The organism is Dactylosporangium sp. NPDC050688, from assembly GCF_040654515.1.
Lineage (GTDB): Bacteria > Actinomycetota > Actinomycetes > Mycobacteriales > Micromonosporaceae > Dactylosporangium.
On the sequence record NZ_JBFAIC010000006.1, the window covers coordinates 126,639 to 143,602 of the forward strand.

Here is a 16,964-nt window from a genome sequence, read left to right on the forward strand (position 1 = left end):
CCCGTGACGGCGGCCGGGGCCGGAGCGGATGCCAGGCGACTGCTGGTATCCGCTCCGGCCCCGGCGCCGTCCGTTCAGCTGGACAGCGACAGCGCCGCGAGCGCGGCGTTGACGATCGCGCCGGGCGCGAGGTCATGCACCCGGTACAGCTCCTGCACCGAGCCCGACTGGCCGAACGAGTCCACGCCCATCGGCACGCAGGCGACGCCGAGCGCGGAGCCCAGCCACGCCATCGCGTGCGAGGAGGCGTCGTGCACCGTCACGACCGGCACGCCGGCGGGGAACGCCGTGCGCAGGACGCCGGGCTGAGCGGGCGGCCGGGCCGAGCGCACTCCGTCCCGGATGGCCCCGCGCCACCCGTGATAGACGCGATCCAGCGAGGTCACGTCGACGACGTGCGCGGCGACGCCCTCCTCCGCCAGTTCCGCCGCGGCGGCGAGCGTCTCCGGCAGCACCGCGCCGGTCGCGGCGAGCGTCACCACGGGCGCTCCGGTCGCGGCCAGCTCGCTCGCGTCGACCAGCCGGTAGGCGCCGGCGAGCACCTGCTGGCGCAGCACCGCGTCGCCGAGCCGCTCCCGGGCCGCCTCGAACGGCGCCTGATCCAGCGGCCGGGTGCTCAGCCGCAGGTAGTAGGCGCCGGGCTCCTGCCGGGCGATGCGCCCCAGCGCGTCGCACAGCTGCCAGTCGAGCGCGGTCACGTAGGCCGGCTCGAGCAGCTCGACGCCGGGCAGCTCCAGCCCGATCGACGGGGTGATCGTGGACTGGTGCGCACCACCCTCGGGCGCGAGCGTGATGCCCGACGGGGTGCCCGCCACGACGAACCGGGAGCCCGAGTAGGTGGCGTAGATGAACGCGTCCAGCCCGCGGCAGACGAACGGATCGTAGACCGTGCCGATCGGCAGCAGTGGCTGGTCGGACAGGTCCCAGGCCAGGCCGAGCTGACCGAGCAGGAGGAACACGTTCATCTCGGCGATGCCGAGCTCGATGTGCTGGCCGGACGGGCTCTCGGTCCAGCGCAGCACCGCGTCGTCGGTCCAGGACTGCCGCGGTTGCGGCGAGAACACCCCGGCACGGTTCACGAAGCCGGCCAGGTTGGTCGACGTCGCCACGTCCGGCGCGGTGGTCACCAGCAGCGGCGCGACCTCCGGTACGCGGCTCAGGTTCACCAGCACCCGGCCGAACGCCTCCTGGGTGGACAGCGGGCGGCTCGACCGCAGCCCGGTGCCGGCCGGCACGGTGACCGGATCTGCCTGGCGACGGGCCGGGCGGGTCAGCTCCGCGCGCCGGCGCTCCACCAGCGCCCCGGCCGGCGTGGCCGGGTCGAGGCGGTCCCACTCGGTGGCCTCGGTCAGCCCGTTGGCGGCCCGCAGCGTGGCGATCTGTTCGGTCGTGAGCAGGGCGGAGTGGTTGCGCGCGTTGCCCGCGATCGGCAGGCCCCAGCCCTTCACGGTGTACAGGAAGATGACGCTCGGCCGGTCGGTGACCGCGTCGGCGGCCCGCAGCGCCTCCAGGATGCTCGCCGGGTCATGCCCGGCAAGGTCGGTGAGGAGCGGGAGCAGCTCCGCGTCCGGCACCGCACGCAGCAGTTCGACGACCTCGTCCGGCGCGCCCTCGCAGAACTGTGCCCGTGCCACGCTGGGGCTCATCCCGAACAGGGCCTGGTAGCGCTCGTTCGGCATCGCGTCCAGCCAGGCCCGCAGTGCGTCTCCGCCGGGCCGGGCGAAGGCGCTCTGCAGCCGGCGTCCGTACTTGACCTCGACGGTGTGCCAGCCGGCCGCCTGGAACAGCCCGTCCCACTGCCCGATCCGGACGCCGGGCACGATCCGGTCCAGCGACTGCCGGTTGAGGTCGACGATCCAGGTGACGTTGCCGAGGCCGGCGGTGGCGGTGTCGGCGACCGCCTCCCACACGTTGCCCTCGTCCAGTTCGGCGTCGCCGAGCAGGGCGATGAAGCGGCTGTGCGGCCGGGCCCCGAAGTGCGCGTCGACGTAACGGCGCACGGCGGCGGCGAACAGGGGCGCTGCGGCGCCCAGCCCGACCGAGCCGGTGGAGAAGTCGACCTGATCCGGGTCCTTGGTGCGGCTGGGGTAGGACTGGAGCCCGCCCAGGGCCCGCAGCCGGGTGAGGTACGACCGGTCCAGCCGGCCGAGCAGGTACTCGATGGCATGGAAGACCGGTGACGCGTGCGGCTTGACGCTGACCCGGTCGGCCGCGTCGAGGTGCGCGAAGTAGAGCGTGGTCAGCACCGACACCATCGACGCCGACGACGCCTGGTGCCCACCGACCTTCACCCCGTCCGCGGTGTCCCGGTCATGGTTGGCGCTGTCCACCATGCGGGTGGCGAGCCACAGCACCCGGCGCGAGATCTCCTCGAGCAGCGGGACCGCCCGATCCACCGGCGGCGTCTGATCGACGCCGGTGCCCTGTGCTGCCTCGATCACGACCGTACCTCCCGAATGCCTCGTTCTATGACGGTGTTGAACGCCAAAATCAACAGGTCCGGCACCGCCACGGCGGCGGTCAGCCGTCCGCTGACGGCGACGTAGGACAGCCCGTGCCGGCGGGCCGCCTCGACGACCGCGACGTGGGCCGCGGCGATCTGCGGATGCGCCAGCTCGCCCGGGATGCCCAGGGCGTAGCTCAGGTCCCGCTCACCCACGAGCAGTGCGTCGATGCCGGGGACGCCGGCGATCTGTTCCAGCTCTGCAAGGCCACGGCCGGTCTCGATCTGCGCGCACACCCACGGCGGGCCGAGCACCTCGGCCCGCCGGCCGTATCTGGTGGCCCGGGTCGCCCCGACGCCACGATGTCCCCGCGGCGGCGGCGAGACGGCCGCGACCCACGCCCTTGCCGTGTCCGTGTCGTCGACCCGCGCCGCGATCACGCCGTCGCCGCCGGCGTCGAGGAACCGCGCCGCCCGGGCCGGCTCCGAGACCGCGACGCGGATCGCGATGCGTGCCCCGTTCGCGTGCGCGACGACCGCCGCGGTCCCGGCATCGGCGTCGGCGATCGCGCCGTGCTCCAGGTCGAGGATGACGGCGTCGACGTCGCGCGCCAGCAGCTCCACCACGACCGGATCGGCCGTCGGGGTGAGCACCGCCGTGCCGAGGAAGCCCGCCCCGCGCCTTCGCTGATCGCCCCCTCCGCTACGCTCCGGCCCGCTCACGCAGTTACCTCCGTGCCGCCGCGCAGCGCCTCACGAACCTGCCGCTTGATGGTCAGGAAGGTCTCCTCCATCTCCACCTCCGAGGTACGCGGCCGGGGAAGGTCGACGATGAGGTCCAGCACCACGCGGCCGGGGCGCCTGCTGAGCACGACCACCCGGTCGCCCAGCAGGATCGCCTCGTCCACGTCGTGGGTCACGAACAGCACCGTGCCCCGGTACGACTCCCGTACCCGCAGCAGCAGGTCCTGCAACGTGAGCCGGGTCTGCGCGTCCAGTGCGCCGAACGGCTCGTCCATCAGCAGCAGGCGCGGCTCGTTCGCCAGTGACCGGGCGATCGCGACCCGCTGGCGCATGCCGCCGGAGAGCTGGCGCGGATAGTGGCTCTCGAATCCCGACAGGCCCACCGCGGCGAGCACCTCGCGGGCCTTGGCGGTGGCTTCCTTCTTGCCCATGCCACGCACGGTGGGGCCGTAGCAGACGTTCTCCAGCGCGGTCAGCCAGGGAAACACCGCGCCGTCCTGGAACACCATGCCGCGGCTGTGGTGCGGACCCGTCACGGCCTCGCCGTCGAACCACACCTTGCCGGTGGTCGGCGGCTCGATGCCCGCCGCGGCCGACAACAACGTGGACTTGCCGCAGCCGCTCGGACCGACCACGCAGACGAACTGCGACTCCGCGATGCCCAGGTCCAGCCGGTCCAACGCCTTGGTGACGTTCTTGGACCGGGCGTCGGTGAACTCCTTGCTGACCCCGTCGAAACGGACCAGATCACTCATCGCACGTCCGTCCTGAACACTCGACGCAGCAGCCACTGCACCGGCGCGTCACTGAGCACGCCCAGCAGGCCGATGAGGACCATCAGGGAGATGATGATGTCGGGGCGCAGGCTTTCCCGGGCCAGCAGCAACGACGCACCGAGCCCCTCGTTCACGCCGGTGAACTCCCCCAGGATCATGTAGATCCAGGAGTAGGCCAGACCGAGCCGGAGTCCGTTGAGCACGGAGGGGATCGAGGCCGGCAGCGCCACCGTCCGGACGGCCTGCAGCGTGCTGGCGCCCAGCGTACGGGCGGCGCGGATCAGGTTGGGCTCGATGAACCGCACGCCCTGGATGGTGGACAGCGCGATCGGGAAGAACGAGCCGAGCGAGATCAGGAACACCGCGGACGGCGTGCCGAACCCGAACCAGATCAGCGCCAGCGGCAACCAGCAGATGCCCGGGACGCTGCGCAGCAGGCCGATCATGGGCTCGAGGAGCGCCGCAGCCATCCGGGAGAAGCCGACCGCGAGGCCCACCGGCACGCCGACCAGGGCACCGACGAGGAACCCGCCGATCACGCGCTGCAGGCTGGCCCACAGGTCTGTGACGAACGTACCGGAGTACTGCACGCCGTTACGCGGCCCGAAGATGTAGGTGTTGGCGCCCTCCACCACCTTGGCCGGGCTGGGCAGCTGGAAGGAGGTGAAGACGTGCGGTGCCCAGAACTGCCACAGCAGCAGGATGATCAGCGGCAGCACCGCCCCCACGGCGATGCGGGTGAACCGGCTCCCGCCGATCCCCCACCGCACCGCCGCGGAGCGCGGCTGGCGCTGCGGCGGGTCAAGAGCCGCCACTGCCCACTGCCTTGCTGTACGTGTCGTTGACGATCGGTTTGACGTCCACGTCCTTGGTCACCAGGCCGATCGCCTTGAGCTGGACGGCCAGTTCCTGGTAGTTCTTGACGAAGGTGTCGTCGATCTTCCAGGCGAAGGCGAGATTCTCCAGCGACTTCTCGGTGGCGGCGCGGTCCGCGCCCCACGCCTCGGCGACCGTGGGCACCAGGCCGGGGTTGGCGACGATCTCGTCAACCGCCTTGGCCTGCGCCGCCACCACGTTCTGGACCAGGTTCGACTTCTTGTCGATGACGTCCTGGCTGGTCAGAATGCCGGCGTTGATGGTGCCGATCGGGGTGTCGTACGGCGCGACCAGGGATCGCCCGCAACCCTTGATGATGGCGACCGAGGCGTTCGGCTCGTTGCCGACGAAGGCGTCGACCTGCTTGTCGCACAGTGCGGTCGGCATGTCGGCGAGGCCGACCTTGACCAGCTTCACGTCCGTGCCGGGGTTCATACCCGCGCCCACGAGCAGCTGGCGGGCGACCACGTCGTGGATCGAGTTCGGCGCGTAGCCGATGGTCTTGCCGCGCAGGTCGGCGACGGAGTTGATGCCACTGTTGGTGCCGACGATGACGCCGGTGCCCTTGGTGGCGGTCTGGGCGATGACCCTGATCGGCTGGGTCTGCGCGTTGGCCACGATCGCGATGGTCAGGCCGGTGCAGGCCACGTCGATGCTGCCGGCGAGCAGCGCGGTGACCTGGTCGGCCGGTGCGGTGTAGTAGGTCGTGGTGACCTTGGAACCCTTGGGAAGGTGCTTCTCCCAGAGGGTGGTCGGGGCGCATGCCGACGCCTTGATGATGCCCACACGGATGTTGACGGGATCGGTGGCGGCGGCGGAGGAACCAGAGCCGGATTCGGAGCCGGAATCGCTGCTACAGCCGGCGACGGCGAGGACGGTGGCCGCACCTAAAGCGGTGGCCAGCTGGACGATGCGTGATCTCATGTGCCGTAACTCCCAACTGAGGGGGCTGATGCTGGTTTCGGGGCAATCAGTCGGCGTCGGCCGGCTTCGGCGAGAGCGCGAGCTCCCAGATGTTGGTGCGGTAACGCCGCTCGTCCGCGACGAGCTGTGCCGACTCGTACAGCTCGCCACCCTTGATGACCTGGCGGACCCGCTCCAGCGCGTAGGGGTCGGCCAGCGGGTCGCCGTCGACGATGGCGATGTCGGCGCGCAGGCCCGGCGCGATCGTCCCGTGCCGGTCGGCCATGCGGAACGCCTCGGCCGGCCACCTGGTGCAGGCCAGCAACGAGTCGTGCGGGTCCACGCCCGCCTCGCGCAACAGCGCGACCTCCTCGGCGTAGCAGCCGACCGTGTCCGTGCCCACCAGCATCTTCACCCCGGCGTCGACGGCGGCCCGGACGGCGGACTTGTGCGGCGGGATCAGCGGCGCGTGCCGGTCGGCCCAGTCCTTGCCGCGGTCGAACCTGGGGTGCGCGGTCTGCACGTCGTACGAACTGATGGTCGGCGTCAGGTACACCCCGTCGGCGGCCATCCGGCGCGCCAACTCGTCCGTGAGATAGTGGCCGTGATCGATGATGTCGGCGCCGTTGTCGAGGACCGTACGGATCGCCTCCTCGCCCATCACGTGGCAGCAGGCGAGCGCGCCGTGCCGGCGTACCTCGGCGTAGGCGGCGGCGACCTCCTCGGGCGAGAAGCCGGGCAGGGTGTGCGTGCCGTCCGGCGCGACCACCGGGTCGTCGCTCGCCATGAGCTTGATGAAGTCGGCACCGGCCTTGAACTGGTGCCGCACCGCGGCGATCATCTCGTCCGGGCCGTCCGCCTCCGCGCACACCGACCAGGCGTGCCGGCCGGAGGCCACCAGCGGGCTGCCGCAGGCGATGACCGTCGGGCCGAGAAGCCGGCCGTCCTTGATGATGTCGCGCACGGCGAGGTGGATGCCGCGCGGGCCGGCCATGTCCCGGGCCAGTGTGATGCCCTGGGCCAGCAGGACCTTGGCGACACGGAACGCGTGGGCGTAGAGGTCGGCGTCGGCGCGGGTGAGCACCTTGCTGACGTCACCGGTCATGTACATGAACGACAGGTGCACGTGCGCATTGGTCAGTCCCGGCAGCACCGTGGCGCCGGACGCGTCGATCGTGACGTCCCCGGCCGGGACGGGCCCGTCGTCGAGAACCTCGGCGATGAGACCGTCCTCGAGCACCACCGTCGCCGGGCGCGAACCACGGGCGATGCCGTCGAAGACGGCTCCGCCGTGAATCACTGTGCGTGTCATGAGTTGTCGCCCAGCAGCCAGTTCGAGCCGCCGAGGTTCTCGGCCTGCCCGGTCTGGAAGCCCGCCCGCTCGACGCCGGTCTGGAAGTAGATCACGCGAGCGTCGTTGAAGCCCGAGTTGCGCAGCCCGTGGTTGGTGCCGCGAGGAATCCACACCCAGTCCATCTCGCCGAGGTGCTGGTCCTTGCCGTCCGGGCCGATCGCCGCGACGCGACCGGAGACCACGACGTAGATCTCGTCGAAGTCGTTGTGGACGTGCAGGCCGGGCGAGGAGACGCCCGACGGCAGGACGATGAGCCCTCCGGTGCACGACTCGGTGGTGACCGCGCCGGGATCGTCGCGGTTCATGTGCAGGTAGCCCTCGGGTCCGCCGACCGGCGTGACGATCCAACGTCCGTGGCCGGGGACGCCGGCGTTGGTGCTGCCCCAGAAGGGCTTCAGGTCAGCCTGTCGTATCACCTGGATGCCCATGCATCTACTCCTTGTCTCGCAGTCCGACCAGATCTGGTCGTAACGGGCTGTGCATCTCGACCACCCACGCCTCTTCCGGCGCGTGAGTGGAGTGGTAGACCCCGACCGGGTGGTGCCAGACGTCGCCAGGGCCGAGCTCGATGTCGTCGTCGTCGCCGATCCGCATGCGCACCCGGCCCCGCACCACGACACCCATCGACTCGTGCTCCGGATGGTTGTGCCAGGGGTGGTCGAAGCCTGCGGGCAGCACCAGCTTCACGGCCATCAGCTGTGTTCCCACGATCAGGTTCAGCCGCGGGGGCGTGGCGATCTGCACGCCGCCGGCGGTATTGAGGCAGATTGCCGGTTCGGTGAGAAACGGACGTGGCTCAGCCATCGCTCTCCTTCGGTTGGCGCTGTGCGGCCGCTGCCTTCCGCGGTCGCGCGGTGCTGTTGCCGGCGCTGCGCCGGCGTGGTGCGACGGTGTCCATGGGGATCGCGAGGCCGACGCTGCGGGCGAACGAGCCGATGTGCTCCCGCATCGCCGAGCCGGCCGCCGCCGAGTCGCGGGCGTGGATCGCGTCGAGGATCGTGCGGTGCTCATCGAGCACCATGGGGCGCCGGGACTGCTCGACCAGGCTCTCCTGCCGGGTCTCGCTGAGCGTGACCAGCAGCGGCGTGACCGCGAGCACGAAGTATCCGTTGCCGGTGCACCGGGCCAGCTGCTCGTGGAAGGCGATGTCGTAACGGAGGAACTCCGCGTCGGTCTCCGCCTCGCTCATGAAGAGGTACAGCCGCTGGAGCTCGGCCAGATCCTCGACGCTGCGCCGCTGCGCGGCGAGCGACGCCACCGGCGGCTCGATCACGAGGCGGCTCTCCAGCAGTTGGTCGTGCGTCAGCTCGCCGAACTGCAGCTGCAGGCCGAGCGCCTGGACGAGCTGTTTCGTGCCGGTCTGCACCACCCAGGCGGAGCCGTGGTTGGCGACGATGCCCCCCTGGTCGGCGAGGCCGCGCAGCGCTTCACGCACGGTGGAGCGGCTCACGGAGAACCGGGTGGCCAGGGCCCGCTCGCTGGGCAGTTTCACCTCACCCGCGGCATGCGTCTCGGCGAGAAGGGCCAGGATCTGGTCCCGCACAGCCTCTACGGCAGACACAAGCAACTCCTCGATCCGGTCCGACCTGTTGGAAATTGGTCCGTCCAATATCGCAGGAGCCCCTAGCATCATGTCAAGAGCCGAAATCCAGTATTTACGCAGTTCAGGACCCATACAGGTGGGTCGATGCGCCAGCGGGGGGGGCCGCCGCGGGCGAGGAGAGCAGCGCGCATCGATGGCGCGCTCGACCTGCAGGACCACCCTGAGCGCGCACCAGTCAGCCACCCGATGGATGCCTTCTGGGACCGGCGATGCCGTCGCCAAACGCCACACCGGCGGCGAGGGCGAGGCCACTCGTTGCGGCAAGCGTCAAGGTGAGCATGCCGTCGACCATGTGCTGGGTGGCCAACTGGTAGAAGCCGCGGTAGATGGCGAAACCCGGCAGCAGCGGGATGATGCCGGACAGGAGCATGACCTGCGGGTGCATCTTCGGGCTGCGGCGGGCGATGCCAGCCGCGACGCCGACCACCGCGCCCGCAGTGCCCGTCGCCAGGACCGGCCCGAAGTGCGCGAACGCGGTGAGCGCTGCGAAGACCGCCCAGCCGACCCCGCCGACGGCTCCGGCCGTCACGATGACGGCGGTCAGCCCGATCAGCGGGGATCCGCCGAGCATGAGCGCCCCGGGCGGCGGCCAGTCCGGCCCATCCGGCGGTGGCCACCCAGCGCGATACGGGTGGCCGGCGGTGATCGCGGCGGTCAGCGTGGCGGCAGCGTCCGCCACAGACAATCTGCCGCCCGCCACCTGGTCGACGATGCGGGTGACGACGGTGAGCCGGGTGAGATCTGTCGTCCTGTACTGCGCGACCCGCATCGTGGTGACCGGCGTGGCATCCGGCCCACGCCGGCAGCACACGGTGATCGCGTCGAAGGTGACGTCCACGTCCACTGTGGACAGCCGTAGGCCGCGGCGAGCCGGGTCATCGCCGAGGAGACCTCCGCCACGGGCTCGCCGCTGGACAGCAACACCTCGCCGACCCCCATGCCCGGGTCGAGCACCTGCACCACATGAGCATCCGATGGCACCGCTGCCTGGCTCGCAGGCAGTCGCTCATCGGCGGGCAGTTCGGCGCGAACCACGGCACGCGCTTCGCGGCGCAGTCTGCCCCGCACCCGGCGCAGGATGTGTGTCATAAGAGATCCTTGTGGATGCGGCGGTACCGGGATCTGGTCCTCGGACCCCCGGCGTCGAGGGCCCATCGGCGCGGCAGCGAAGCACGCAGATCGCGGGGAGCGAATAGGTCGTTCGATCGATGCCGAACCGTCGGAGCGGAGTCGTTCTTGACACCACCCCGAGGAACTGTGCAATATATTGCATGCCGATTCCTGCGCGCTCTGGCATCGTTGCCCGCTCGCTGCTGCGCGACGACGCCTTCCGGATGATCCGGGACGCGATCGTCGACGGCACCCTGGGCCCCGGCGAGCGGCTCAACGATCTGGAACTCGCGCAGTGGCTCGGCGTCAGCCGCACCCCGGTGCGCGAGGCGCTGGCCCGGCTCGAAGAGGCCGGCCTGGTGCGCACCAAACCCGGCCGCTACACCATGGTCAGTCCGCTGGACCTGCGGGCGCTGCGCGGCGCCCAGTCGGTGACCACCGCGATGCACGAGCTGGCCGTGCGCGAGGCGCTGCCCAACCTGTCCGCCGCCGAGCTGGATGCGATGCGCCAGGCCAACGCCCGGTTCGCCGAGGCGCTGCGGGCCAACGACGTCACCGCGGCCCTCGCCGCCGACGACGAATTCCACGGGATCACGGTCGCCGCCTCGGCCAACGCGGCGCTGCAGTCGGTGCTGGAGCAGTTCACGCCCGCGCTGCGACGGCTGGAGCGGCTGCGGTTCTCGTCGCTGACCGGCCGCGGCTCGATCGCCCAGCACGAGCGCATCATCGCGCTGTGCGAGGCCGGCGACGTCGAGGGCGCGGTCGCCGCGACCCGCATCAACTGGCAGACCCTGGCGCCTCTGCTGGAAGCAGAGTTCGACGAGGACGAGCACGGATCCGGCGAGCGCTGACAGGCCTGACAGCGCGAGGTCACGCCCGCTGCGCCGGCGCCGAGACGCTCAGGCCGCGCTCGGTGCGGTAGGCCCGGATCCGCCGCCCGCCGCCAGCCTCGCGCCGGCCTCGCGCCGGTCGGCCCGTCGCGCGGCTACCCGGCGAGGTCCAGGGCGGCGCCCACCACGGCGTCGGTGTCGATGCCGTGATGGCGGTACACCTCCTCCAGCGCCCCGGACTGTCCGAAGCGGCTGACGCCGAGCGTGATGACCGGGACGTTGTTGACGGTGGCCAGGAACGCCAGGGTGTGCGGGCGAGCAGCGTGACCAGCGGGGCGGCCCGCTCGGCGGGGAAGACCTGGCCGAGAATCCAGGCGGGGCATCCGCTCGCCCGCGGCGGCTCTGCAGCGCCCGGAAGAGCAGGTCCGGGCTGGTCACGCAGATCACGTCGGCATCGAGGTCGAGCTCGGCCAGCCGGTCGGCCGCGGCGAGGGCCTGCGGGACCGTGGCGCCCATGGCGGCGATGGTGACGGCCGGTCGCCGCGCGCCGCAGGGCGTAGGCGCCGGCGACGACCTGTCGCCGCCGCCGCTCGCGGGCGGCGGTGCCGGACGGCACCGCGGCCAGCGACTGGTTGACGGGCCGCGGCTGGGTCACCGGAACACGCCGCTGTACGCGTTGAGCGCGGGCTGGCCGCCGAGGTGCACGTACAGCACGTTGGAGCCCTTCGGCAGGTCTCCGCGCCGGACGAGGTCGATGAGCCCGGCCATGGACTTGCCCTCGTAGACCGGGTCGATGACCATGCCCTCGAGCCGCCCGGTGAGCCGGATCGCGTCGATCGTGGACTGCACGGGCACGCCGTACAGGTCGCCGGCCCAGCCTTCCAGGATCGTGATCTCATCGTCGCGCAGGTCCCGGCCGAGGCCGATGCGTTCGGCGGTGTCGCGGGCGATCTTCTCGACCTGCGCGCGGGTCTCGGCGATCTTCGCGGAGGCGTCGATGCCCAGCACGCGACGGGGCAGGTCCTGGCCCGCGAACCCGGCGATCATGCCGGCCTGGGTGCTGCCGGTGACGCTGCAGACGATGATCGTGTCGAAGAAGACGCCGAGCTCGCGCTCCTGCTGCTGGACCTCGTAGGCCCAGTTGGCGAAGCCGAGGCCGCCGAGCGGGTGGTCGGAGGCGCCGGCCGGGATCGCGTACGGCGTGCCGCCGCCCGCACGGACGTCTTCCAGGGCCTGGTGCCAGCTGTCCTTGAAGCCGATGCCGAAGCCGGCCTGGACCAGCCGGACGTCGGCGCCCATGATGCGCGACAGCAGGATGTTGCCGACCTTGTCGTTGACCGCGTCCGGCCAGTCGACCCAGCTCTCCTGGACCAGGACGGCCTTCAGGCCCGCCCGGGCGGCCACCGCGGCCACCTGGCGGGTGTGGTTGGACTGGACGCCGCCGATGCTGACCAGGGTGTCGGCTCCCTGCGCGAGCGCGTCGGGGATCAGGTACTCCAGCTTGCGGGTCTTGTTGCCGCCGAAGGCGAGCCCGCTGTTGCAGTCCTCCCGTTTGGCCCAGATGCGGGGTCCGCCGAGGTGTTCGCTGAGCCGGTCCAGCGGGTGGACCGGGCTCGGACCGAACAGCAGCGGGTAGCGCTCGAATGATTCGAGGGGCATGTGGGCCTCCTTGGAAGCCGCAGCAGTGTGCTGCGTGCAATATATTGCACGCAGCACACGTTGAATCTGTCAAGCAAACCGGCCGGCGGTGTCAGCTCGAGCCGGTACGCCGGCTGTGGTGATCCAGCAGCCTGGCCAGCAGCTCGGTGAACCGCTGCCGCTCCTCGGGTGACAGCGGAGCCAGCAGCTCGTCCTGGGTCTCGGCCAGCCGCTTCTCCAGCCGCCGCAGTTGCCGCCGGCCCGCGGCTGACCGCCACCGCGGCCTCCTCGGCACGGCTGTCCCGCGAGACGCCCCGGCGGACCGAGCCGTGCCCGGTGCCCGTGGGCGTGGCGGTGCTCCCGCACGACATCACGCAGCCGGTGCGGCAGCTGGCCGAGCGGTTGTACGACATCACGCACTGGTCGGACTTCGACCGCGGCGGCCACTTCGCCGCGATGGGGTGCCGGAACTGCTCGCCCAGGACATCCGTGACTTCTTCCTCCACCTCACCTGACCCGGACGCCGACCGGTCAACGGGTCGTTGCGGGTGACCCGCAGGGCCGGGATGCGCATGGAGAGGCGGTCGAAGGCGATGGCGCCACCGAGCTGGACCCGGTCGTCGAACGAGGCGGTGCTCGACTCACCGGCTTTGACCTTCGCGTGGAAGTCCAGCAGCCGGTCTCCCGCGTTGATCCAGAATCCGGCCGCGCCGCAGACGCCGGCGGCGTCGATCATGCAGACCACGGTGGCGATCCGAGCATCGGGTCGTACTCGCGGGCGCCGGGGACGAGTCCGGCCCGTGCTGTCGACGGAAGCCGAACCGCGTTGGTTGTGGCACGAGCGCGACCGGTCAGCACAACCCGGTGGATCCCTGTTCGCCGGCGAACAGGGATCCACCGGGTTCCAGCGATCCACCGGGTTGTACCCGTGATCCAGACTGCGTGCACGCGCTGATGCGGAAGCGGCATTGACCAAGGACGAAATAGCGAGGAAGTTCCAGCAGCCGGAACAGCTCAGCAGCCCTCCGATACGCCTAATCGTCGCTCTCCTGACCGGCAATCAAGCGATCGAGCAGAGTTGGTAGCCCACGCTCCAGACGTCCTTCGGGATCTGCCGGATACAGCGCCGCACCGCACTCAACGACAGACCCAGGATTGTCATGTCATGTCGTACTCGTCGACGTCCAGGACCGCTCTGGTGGCCTGGAGGAACCGGCACCGCCGTTGCGGCGCGGGGCGGGCCCGCGCCGCTGCCCGTGCGACGGTCAGGTCTGGTTCCAGTGGGGTCGGCAGCTGTTGTCGTACTCGTCCCACTCGTCGATGACGTGCCGCGGGTCGACGGTCGTCGACCAGCCCTCGGCCTGGACGTGCCCAGCGTGATCCAGTAGCGGTGCATCTGCGACTGGCCCGGGTTCAGTGACGGTTGCAGGTAGGTGTACTGGGCGGAGTTTCCCACCCCAGGGACGTAGACGCCGCGGGCGTACACCTCGAAGTCTGCCTCGACGTCCTCGAGCGCCTCGACCGTCGCCGACCTCGGCTGCCCGTCGAGGGCCGACACGTCGCCGATGAGGGCCCCTGGCCCGCAGACGCCGAGCACGACGTCCGCCCTGTCCGGCGTGGACGCGGACACCTTCACGTGCCCGGCGTGCAGCGCCGCTACCCAGTCCGGTGGGTCGCCCTGGCAGCACAGCGGTGCACCGCGGCGCCACCGCCGCCGGAAGCTGCCGCCGGTGAACGCCTGCCGCTCGGTCGCGGTCAGCTCGGCCCAGAAGTTCGTCACGCGCAGCCTCCTGATATGGCTGTACAGCGGTGTTCAGCGAATCATCGGACCGCGGGCGCCGGGCGTCAACCCATTTGAATGAACGCTGCCGTTCTTCCAATAGCCAGCCGTGAGGGTCTGCGGATCAGTGCGGCTGCGGGCTGGTCGCGTGGTCGAGGACCCGGGCGACGGTGTGCAGGAGCTGGTGGGCGCTGACCGGTTTGGTGAGCAGGGTCGCGCCCGCCGGGATGGTGCTGCGGGTGGCCAGGATCGTCTCGGTGTACCCGGACAGGTAGACAACCGGGAGCCCGGGGTGGGCGGCGGCGAGCGCGGGACCGTGCGTGTCGGGCAGGATCACGTCGGTGAGCAGCAGCGCGATCCCGGGGTGGGCCGCCGCGAGGTCCCGGGCGGCGGCGACCGTGGCGGCGGACAGGACGGTGTAGCCGGCCTGCTGCAGGATGCGCCCGGTGACGGCGCGCAGGCTGTCGTCGTCCTCGACGAGCAGGATCGTCTCGCCGGCGCCCGGCCGGCGCTCCGCCGCGGGTGTGGTGTCCGGTTCGGCGTGGTCGTCGGTGGCGGGCAGCAGTGCGGTGACGGTAGTGCCGTGGCCGAGCTCGGAGTAGATCTGGGCGTGGCCGCCGGCCTGGGTGATGATGCCGTAGATGGTGGCCAGGCCGAGGCCGGTACCGTGGCCTTTGGGTTTGGTGGTGAAGAACGGTTCGAAGGCCCGCTCCAGGGTCGCCTTGCTCATGCCGGTGCCGGTGTCGCTGACCCGTAGCCGCATGTAGCGGCCGGTGCGGACGCCGGGGTGCTGGGCGGTGTAGTGCTCGTCGACGGTGACCGGTGCGGTCTCGATGGTGAGGGTGCCGCCGCCGGGCATGGCGTCACGGGCGTTGACCGCCAGGTTGACCAGGACCTGCTCGAGGCGGCCGGGGTCAGCGCGGATCGGCCATGGCCGTTTCGCGAGGTCCGCGACGAGGGTGATGTCTTCGCCGAGGGCGCGGCGCAGCAGCGTGTCGAGGTCGGCGATGACGGTGTTGAGGTCCAGGGTACGGGTTTCGGGTGCCGGGTCGGCACGGGCGAAGGACAGCAGTTGCCGGGTGAGGGCGGTCGCGCGGTCTCCGGCGGCGACGACCTCGGTGAGGTCGGCGTGCAGGGTCCGCAGGGCCGGGTTCGCCGCGGCGACCGGCGCGAGGTCGGCGGCGGCCATGGCGGCGTAGCCGTTGATGATGCCAAGAAGGTTGTTGAAGTCGTGCGCAATGCCGGCCGCGAGCTGGCCGAGGCTTTCCAGCCGGTCCGACTGGCGCAGCCGTCGTTGCAGGTGTTCGCGTTCGGTGACGTCGGTGATGACGGCGCAGCGGACCTTCCGGCCGGCGAAGGACGTCAGGTACATGGTGACGCTCACCTCGGTGATCGTGCCGTCGGCCTTGATGTGGCGCTGCGGCCGGTCGCGTTCGACGGGCCCGGCCGGCGCTTCCCAGGCGGCCGCCCCGCCGTTCTCCTCCGGCGCGAGCAGCTCGGTGTAGGCCATGGTGAGCAGCGTGTCGCCGGGCCGGTCGTAGTACGCCGCGGCGGCGGGGTTGGCGGCGACGATGTCCAGGGTGTCGGCGTCGAACAGCACGACCGGGTTCGGGCTGGCGTCGAACATCTGCCGGTAGTTGCGCTCGTGCTCCCGGGCGGCGTCCTCCGCGCGGCGACGTTCCTGCAGCTCCCGGCCGACGGTGGCGAGCAGCCCGGTGAACTCCTCACCGAGCTCGGCGACCTCCCGCGGCCCGGCGACCGCGACGGTCGTGTCCAGGTTGCCGGATGCGGTGGCGGTGTGGACCGCGGCGCGCAGCCGGCCGATCGGGGCGGTGACGCGACGCTGCACGACCATCGTGGCCAGCAGCCCCGCGAGCAGGCCGAGCGCCACGATCAGGGCCTGGCGGCGGGCGAGCCGGTCGGCGGCGGCCAGCGCGGCCGAGCGGTCCGCGCCGGCGAGGACCTGCCAGCCTGCGCCCTCGACGGCCGCGCGCCCGTAGAGGCGGGGCAGCCCGGTCACGTCGGTGCCGGCACCGGCCACCCGGAGGCGGGTGTCGCGGACCGGGGTACCCGCCCATCGCAGCCCGTCGGGCCACCGCGTCAGCACGGTCGCGGAGTCCGCGGTGGTGATCAGGAACTCGAGGTGGCGGGCCCCGCCGAAGAGCTTGCCCGCCGCCGCGCCGAGGGCGGTCAGGTCGACGAACGCGGCCACCAGCCCCAGCCCCGGGATCACGGCGGTGACCAGGAACGCGGGCCGTCCTGTGCGCTCGTCGCGGACCGGCGCCAGGGCCTGCGACGCGCGCACCGCGCCGGGTAGCCAGGCAGCCGCGGCGTAGACGTCCGCGCGCTCGCCGCCGGCCAGCGGTCTGGACGAGCAGGCGACGGTACCGTCGGGACGCAGCACGTCCAGGTGCCCGTCGTCGGCGCCGCCGAGGGAGAACGCCAGCCGGCAGGCGGCCGGGTCGGCGAACACCTGGGCCGCGCCCGGGCTGGACGCGACGGACTCGACCGTGCCGCGCATGACCGCCAGGCTTTCGCCGATCTGCCGGGCGGCCAGGTTCGCGCCCACCGCCGCGTCGGCCCGCGCGGCGGACACGGCGTCGCGGCGCGCCTGCACCCAGCCCGCATAGATGCCGGCCCCGGCGGTTGCCACGAACAGCACCAGCAGCCCGATCAGGTACGACCGCAACGGCCACCGCCGCCGCTCGCGCCCCAGCGGTCCGCCGGGCGCCGCTGCCGTGCCGGGCTTTCGCATGCTCATGTGCAGGCCACCTTCCCGGCACGCCACGCCGACCGCCGCTGACCGGTGGGACCACGGCAGACGCACAGCAGGCGCCTGTCCGCACCGCGGACGAGTGACCCTCTCTGACGGTACGCCGACGACCCGCCCGGCACGCCCAAATCAGC

General features: G+C 71.6%; 17 protein-coding genes. 1 reads left to right on the plus strand and 16 read right to left on the minus strand.

The window, feature by feature from the left end; genetic code table 11:
* Positions 1-74: 74 nt before the first annotated feature.
* The 10 genes from AB0H83_RS08550 to AB0H83_RS08595 form a co-directional block, all read right to left on the minus strand.
* Positions 75-2,333, minus strand: a complete 2,259-nt coding sequence (locus tag AB0H83_RS08550) for a pyruvate dehydrogenase (protein ID WP_360089331.1) — start codon at positions 2,331-2,333, stop codon at positions 75-77.
* Between the two features lie 104 nt (positions 2,334-2,437).
* Complete coding sequence (locus AB0H83_RS08555) at positions 2,438-3,166, minus strand: aldolase/citrate lyase family protein (protein ID WP_360089047.1); 729 nt, start codon at positions 3,164-3,166, stop codon at positions 2,438-2,440.
* Positions 3,163-3,942, minus strand: coding sequence for an ABC transporter ATP-binding protein (locus tag AB0H83_RS08560; protein ID WP_360089051.1), 780 nt, complete (start codon positions 3,940-3,942; stop codon positions 3,163-3,165). Before AB0H83_RS08560 ends, AB0H83_RS08555 begins: the two co-directional genes overlap by 4 nt.
* A complete protein-coding gene (locus tag AB0H83_RS08565) occupies positions 3,939-4,778 on the minus strand; it encodes an ABC transporter permease (RefSeq protein ID WP_360089054.1) in 840 nt (279 codons plus the stop codon). Before AB0H83_RS08565 ends, AB0H83_RS08560 begins: the two co-directional genes overlap by 4 nt.
* Positions 4,765-5,763, minus strand: a complete 999-nt coding sequence (locus AB0H83_RS08570) for an ABC transporter substrate-binding protein (RefSeq protein ID WP_360089057.1) — start codon at positions 5,761-5,763, stop codon at positions 4,765-4,767. The genes AB0H83_RS08565 and AB0H83_RS08570 overlap by 14 nt, the downstream gene beginning before the upstream one ends.
* A 46-nt stretch (positions 5,764-5,809) precedes the next feature.
* Positions 5,810-7,054, minus strand: coding sequence for an amidohydrolase family protein (locus tag AB0H83_RS08575; protein ID WP_360089060.1), 1,245 nt, complete (start codon positions 7,052-7,054; stop codon positions 5,810-5,812).
* A complete protein-coding gene (locus AB0H83_RS08580; protein ID WP_360089063.1) occupies positions 7,051-7,524 on the minus strand; it encodes a cupin domain-containing protein in 474 nt (157 codons plus the stop codon). Before AB0H83_RS08580 ends, AB0H83_RS08575 begins: the two co-directional genes overlap by 4 nt.
* A 4-nt stretch (positions 7,525-7,528) precedes the next feature.
* The gene (locus AB0H83_RS08585) at positions 7,529-7,900 is read right to left on the minus strand and encodes a cupin domain-containing protein (RefSeq protein ID WP_360089066.1); all 372 of its coding nucleotides are present in this window, start codon (positions 7,898-7,900) and stop codon (positions 7,529-7,531) included.
* The gene (locus AB0H83_RS08590) at positions 7,893-8,657 is read right to left on the minus strand and encodes an FCD domain-containing protein (RefSeq protein ID WP_360089069.1); all 765 of its coding nucleotides are present in this window, start codon (positions 8,655-8,657) and stop codon (positions 7,893-7,895) included. The genes AB0H83_RS08585 and AB0H83_RS08590 overlap by 8 nt, the downstream gene beginning before the upstream one ends.
* 217 nt (positions 8,658-8,874) lie before the next feature.
* Positions 8,875-9,675, minus strand: a complete 801-nt coding sequence (locus tag AB0H83_RS08595; protein ID WP_360089334.1) for a threonine/serine exporter family protein — start codon at positions 9,673-9,675, stop codon at positions 8,875-8,877.
* A gap of 295 nt (positions 9,676-9,970) precedes the next feature.
* Here AB0H83_RS08595 and AB0H83_RS08600 point away from each other — a divergent pair, with 295 nt between their 5' ends.
* Complete coding sequence (locus tag AB0H83_RS08600; RefSeq protein WP_360089072.1) at positions 9,971-10,660, plus strand: GntR family transcriptional regulator; 690 nt, start codon at positions 9,971-9,973, stop codon at positions 10,658-10,660.
* A 134-nt stretch (positions 10,661-10,794) separates the two neighbouring features.
* Here AB0H83_RS08600 and AB0H83_RS08605 read toward each other — a convergent pair whose 3' ends face one another.
* The 6 genes from AB0H83_RS08605 to AB0H83_RS08630 form a co-directional block, all read right to left on the minus strand.
* Positions 10,795-11,022 (minus strand): hypothetical protein, encoded by a 228-nt coding sequence (locus AB0H83_RS08605; protein WP_360089075.1) that lies wholly within the window; start codon positions 11,020-11,022, stop codon positions 10,795-10,797.
* 268 nt (positions 11,023-11,290) lie between these two features.
* Positions 11,291-12,298, minus strand: a complete 1,008-nt coding sequence (locus tag AB0H83_RS08610) for a 1-aminocyclopropane-1-carboxylate deaminase (protein ID WP_360089078.1) — start codon at positions 12,296-12,298, stop codon at positions 11,291-11,293.
* A gap of 91 nt (positions 12,299-12,389) precedes the next feature.
* Positions 12,390-12,572, minus strand: a complete 183-nt coding sequence (locus tag AB0H83_RS08615; RefSeq protein WP_360089081.1) for a hypothetical protein — start codon at positions 12,570-12,572, stop codon at positions 12,390-12,392.
* 117 nt (positions 12,573-12,689) lie between these two features.
* A complete protein-coding gene (locus AB0H83_RS08620; protein WP_360089084.1) occupies positions 12,690-13,013 on the minus strand; it encodes a hypothetical protein in 324 nt (107 codons plus the stop codon).
* A 324-nt stretch (positions 13,014-13,337) separates the two neighbouring features.
* Positions 13,338-14,057 carry a cyclic nucleotide-binding domain-containing protein gene (locus tag AB0H83_RS08625; RefSeq protein ID WP_360089087.1) on the minus strand — a complete coding sequence of 240 codons (720 nt, stop codon included), beginning with the start codon at positions 14,055-14,057 and terminating at the stop codon, positions 13,338-13,340.
* A 124-nt stretch (positions 14,058-14,181) separates the two neighbouring features.
* Positions 14,182-16,818, minus strand: a complete 2,637-nt coding sequence (locus AB0H83_RS08630) for an ATP-binding protein (protein WP_360089090.1) — start codon at positions 16,816-16,818, stop codon at positions 14,182-14,184.
* Between the last annotated feature and the right edge of the window lie 146 nt (positions 16,819-16,964).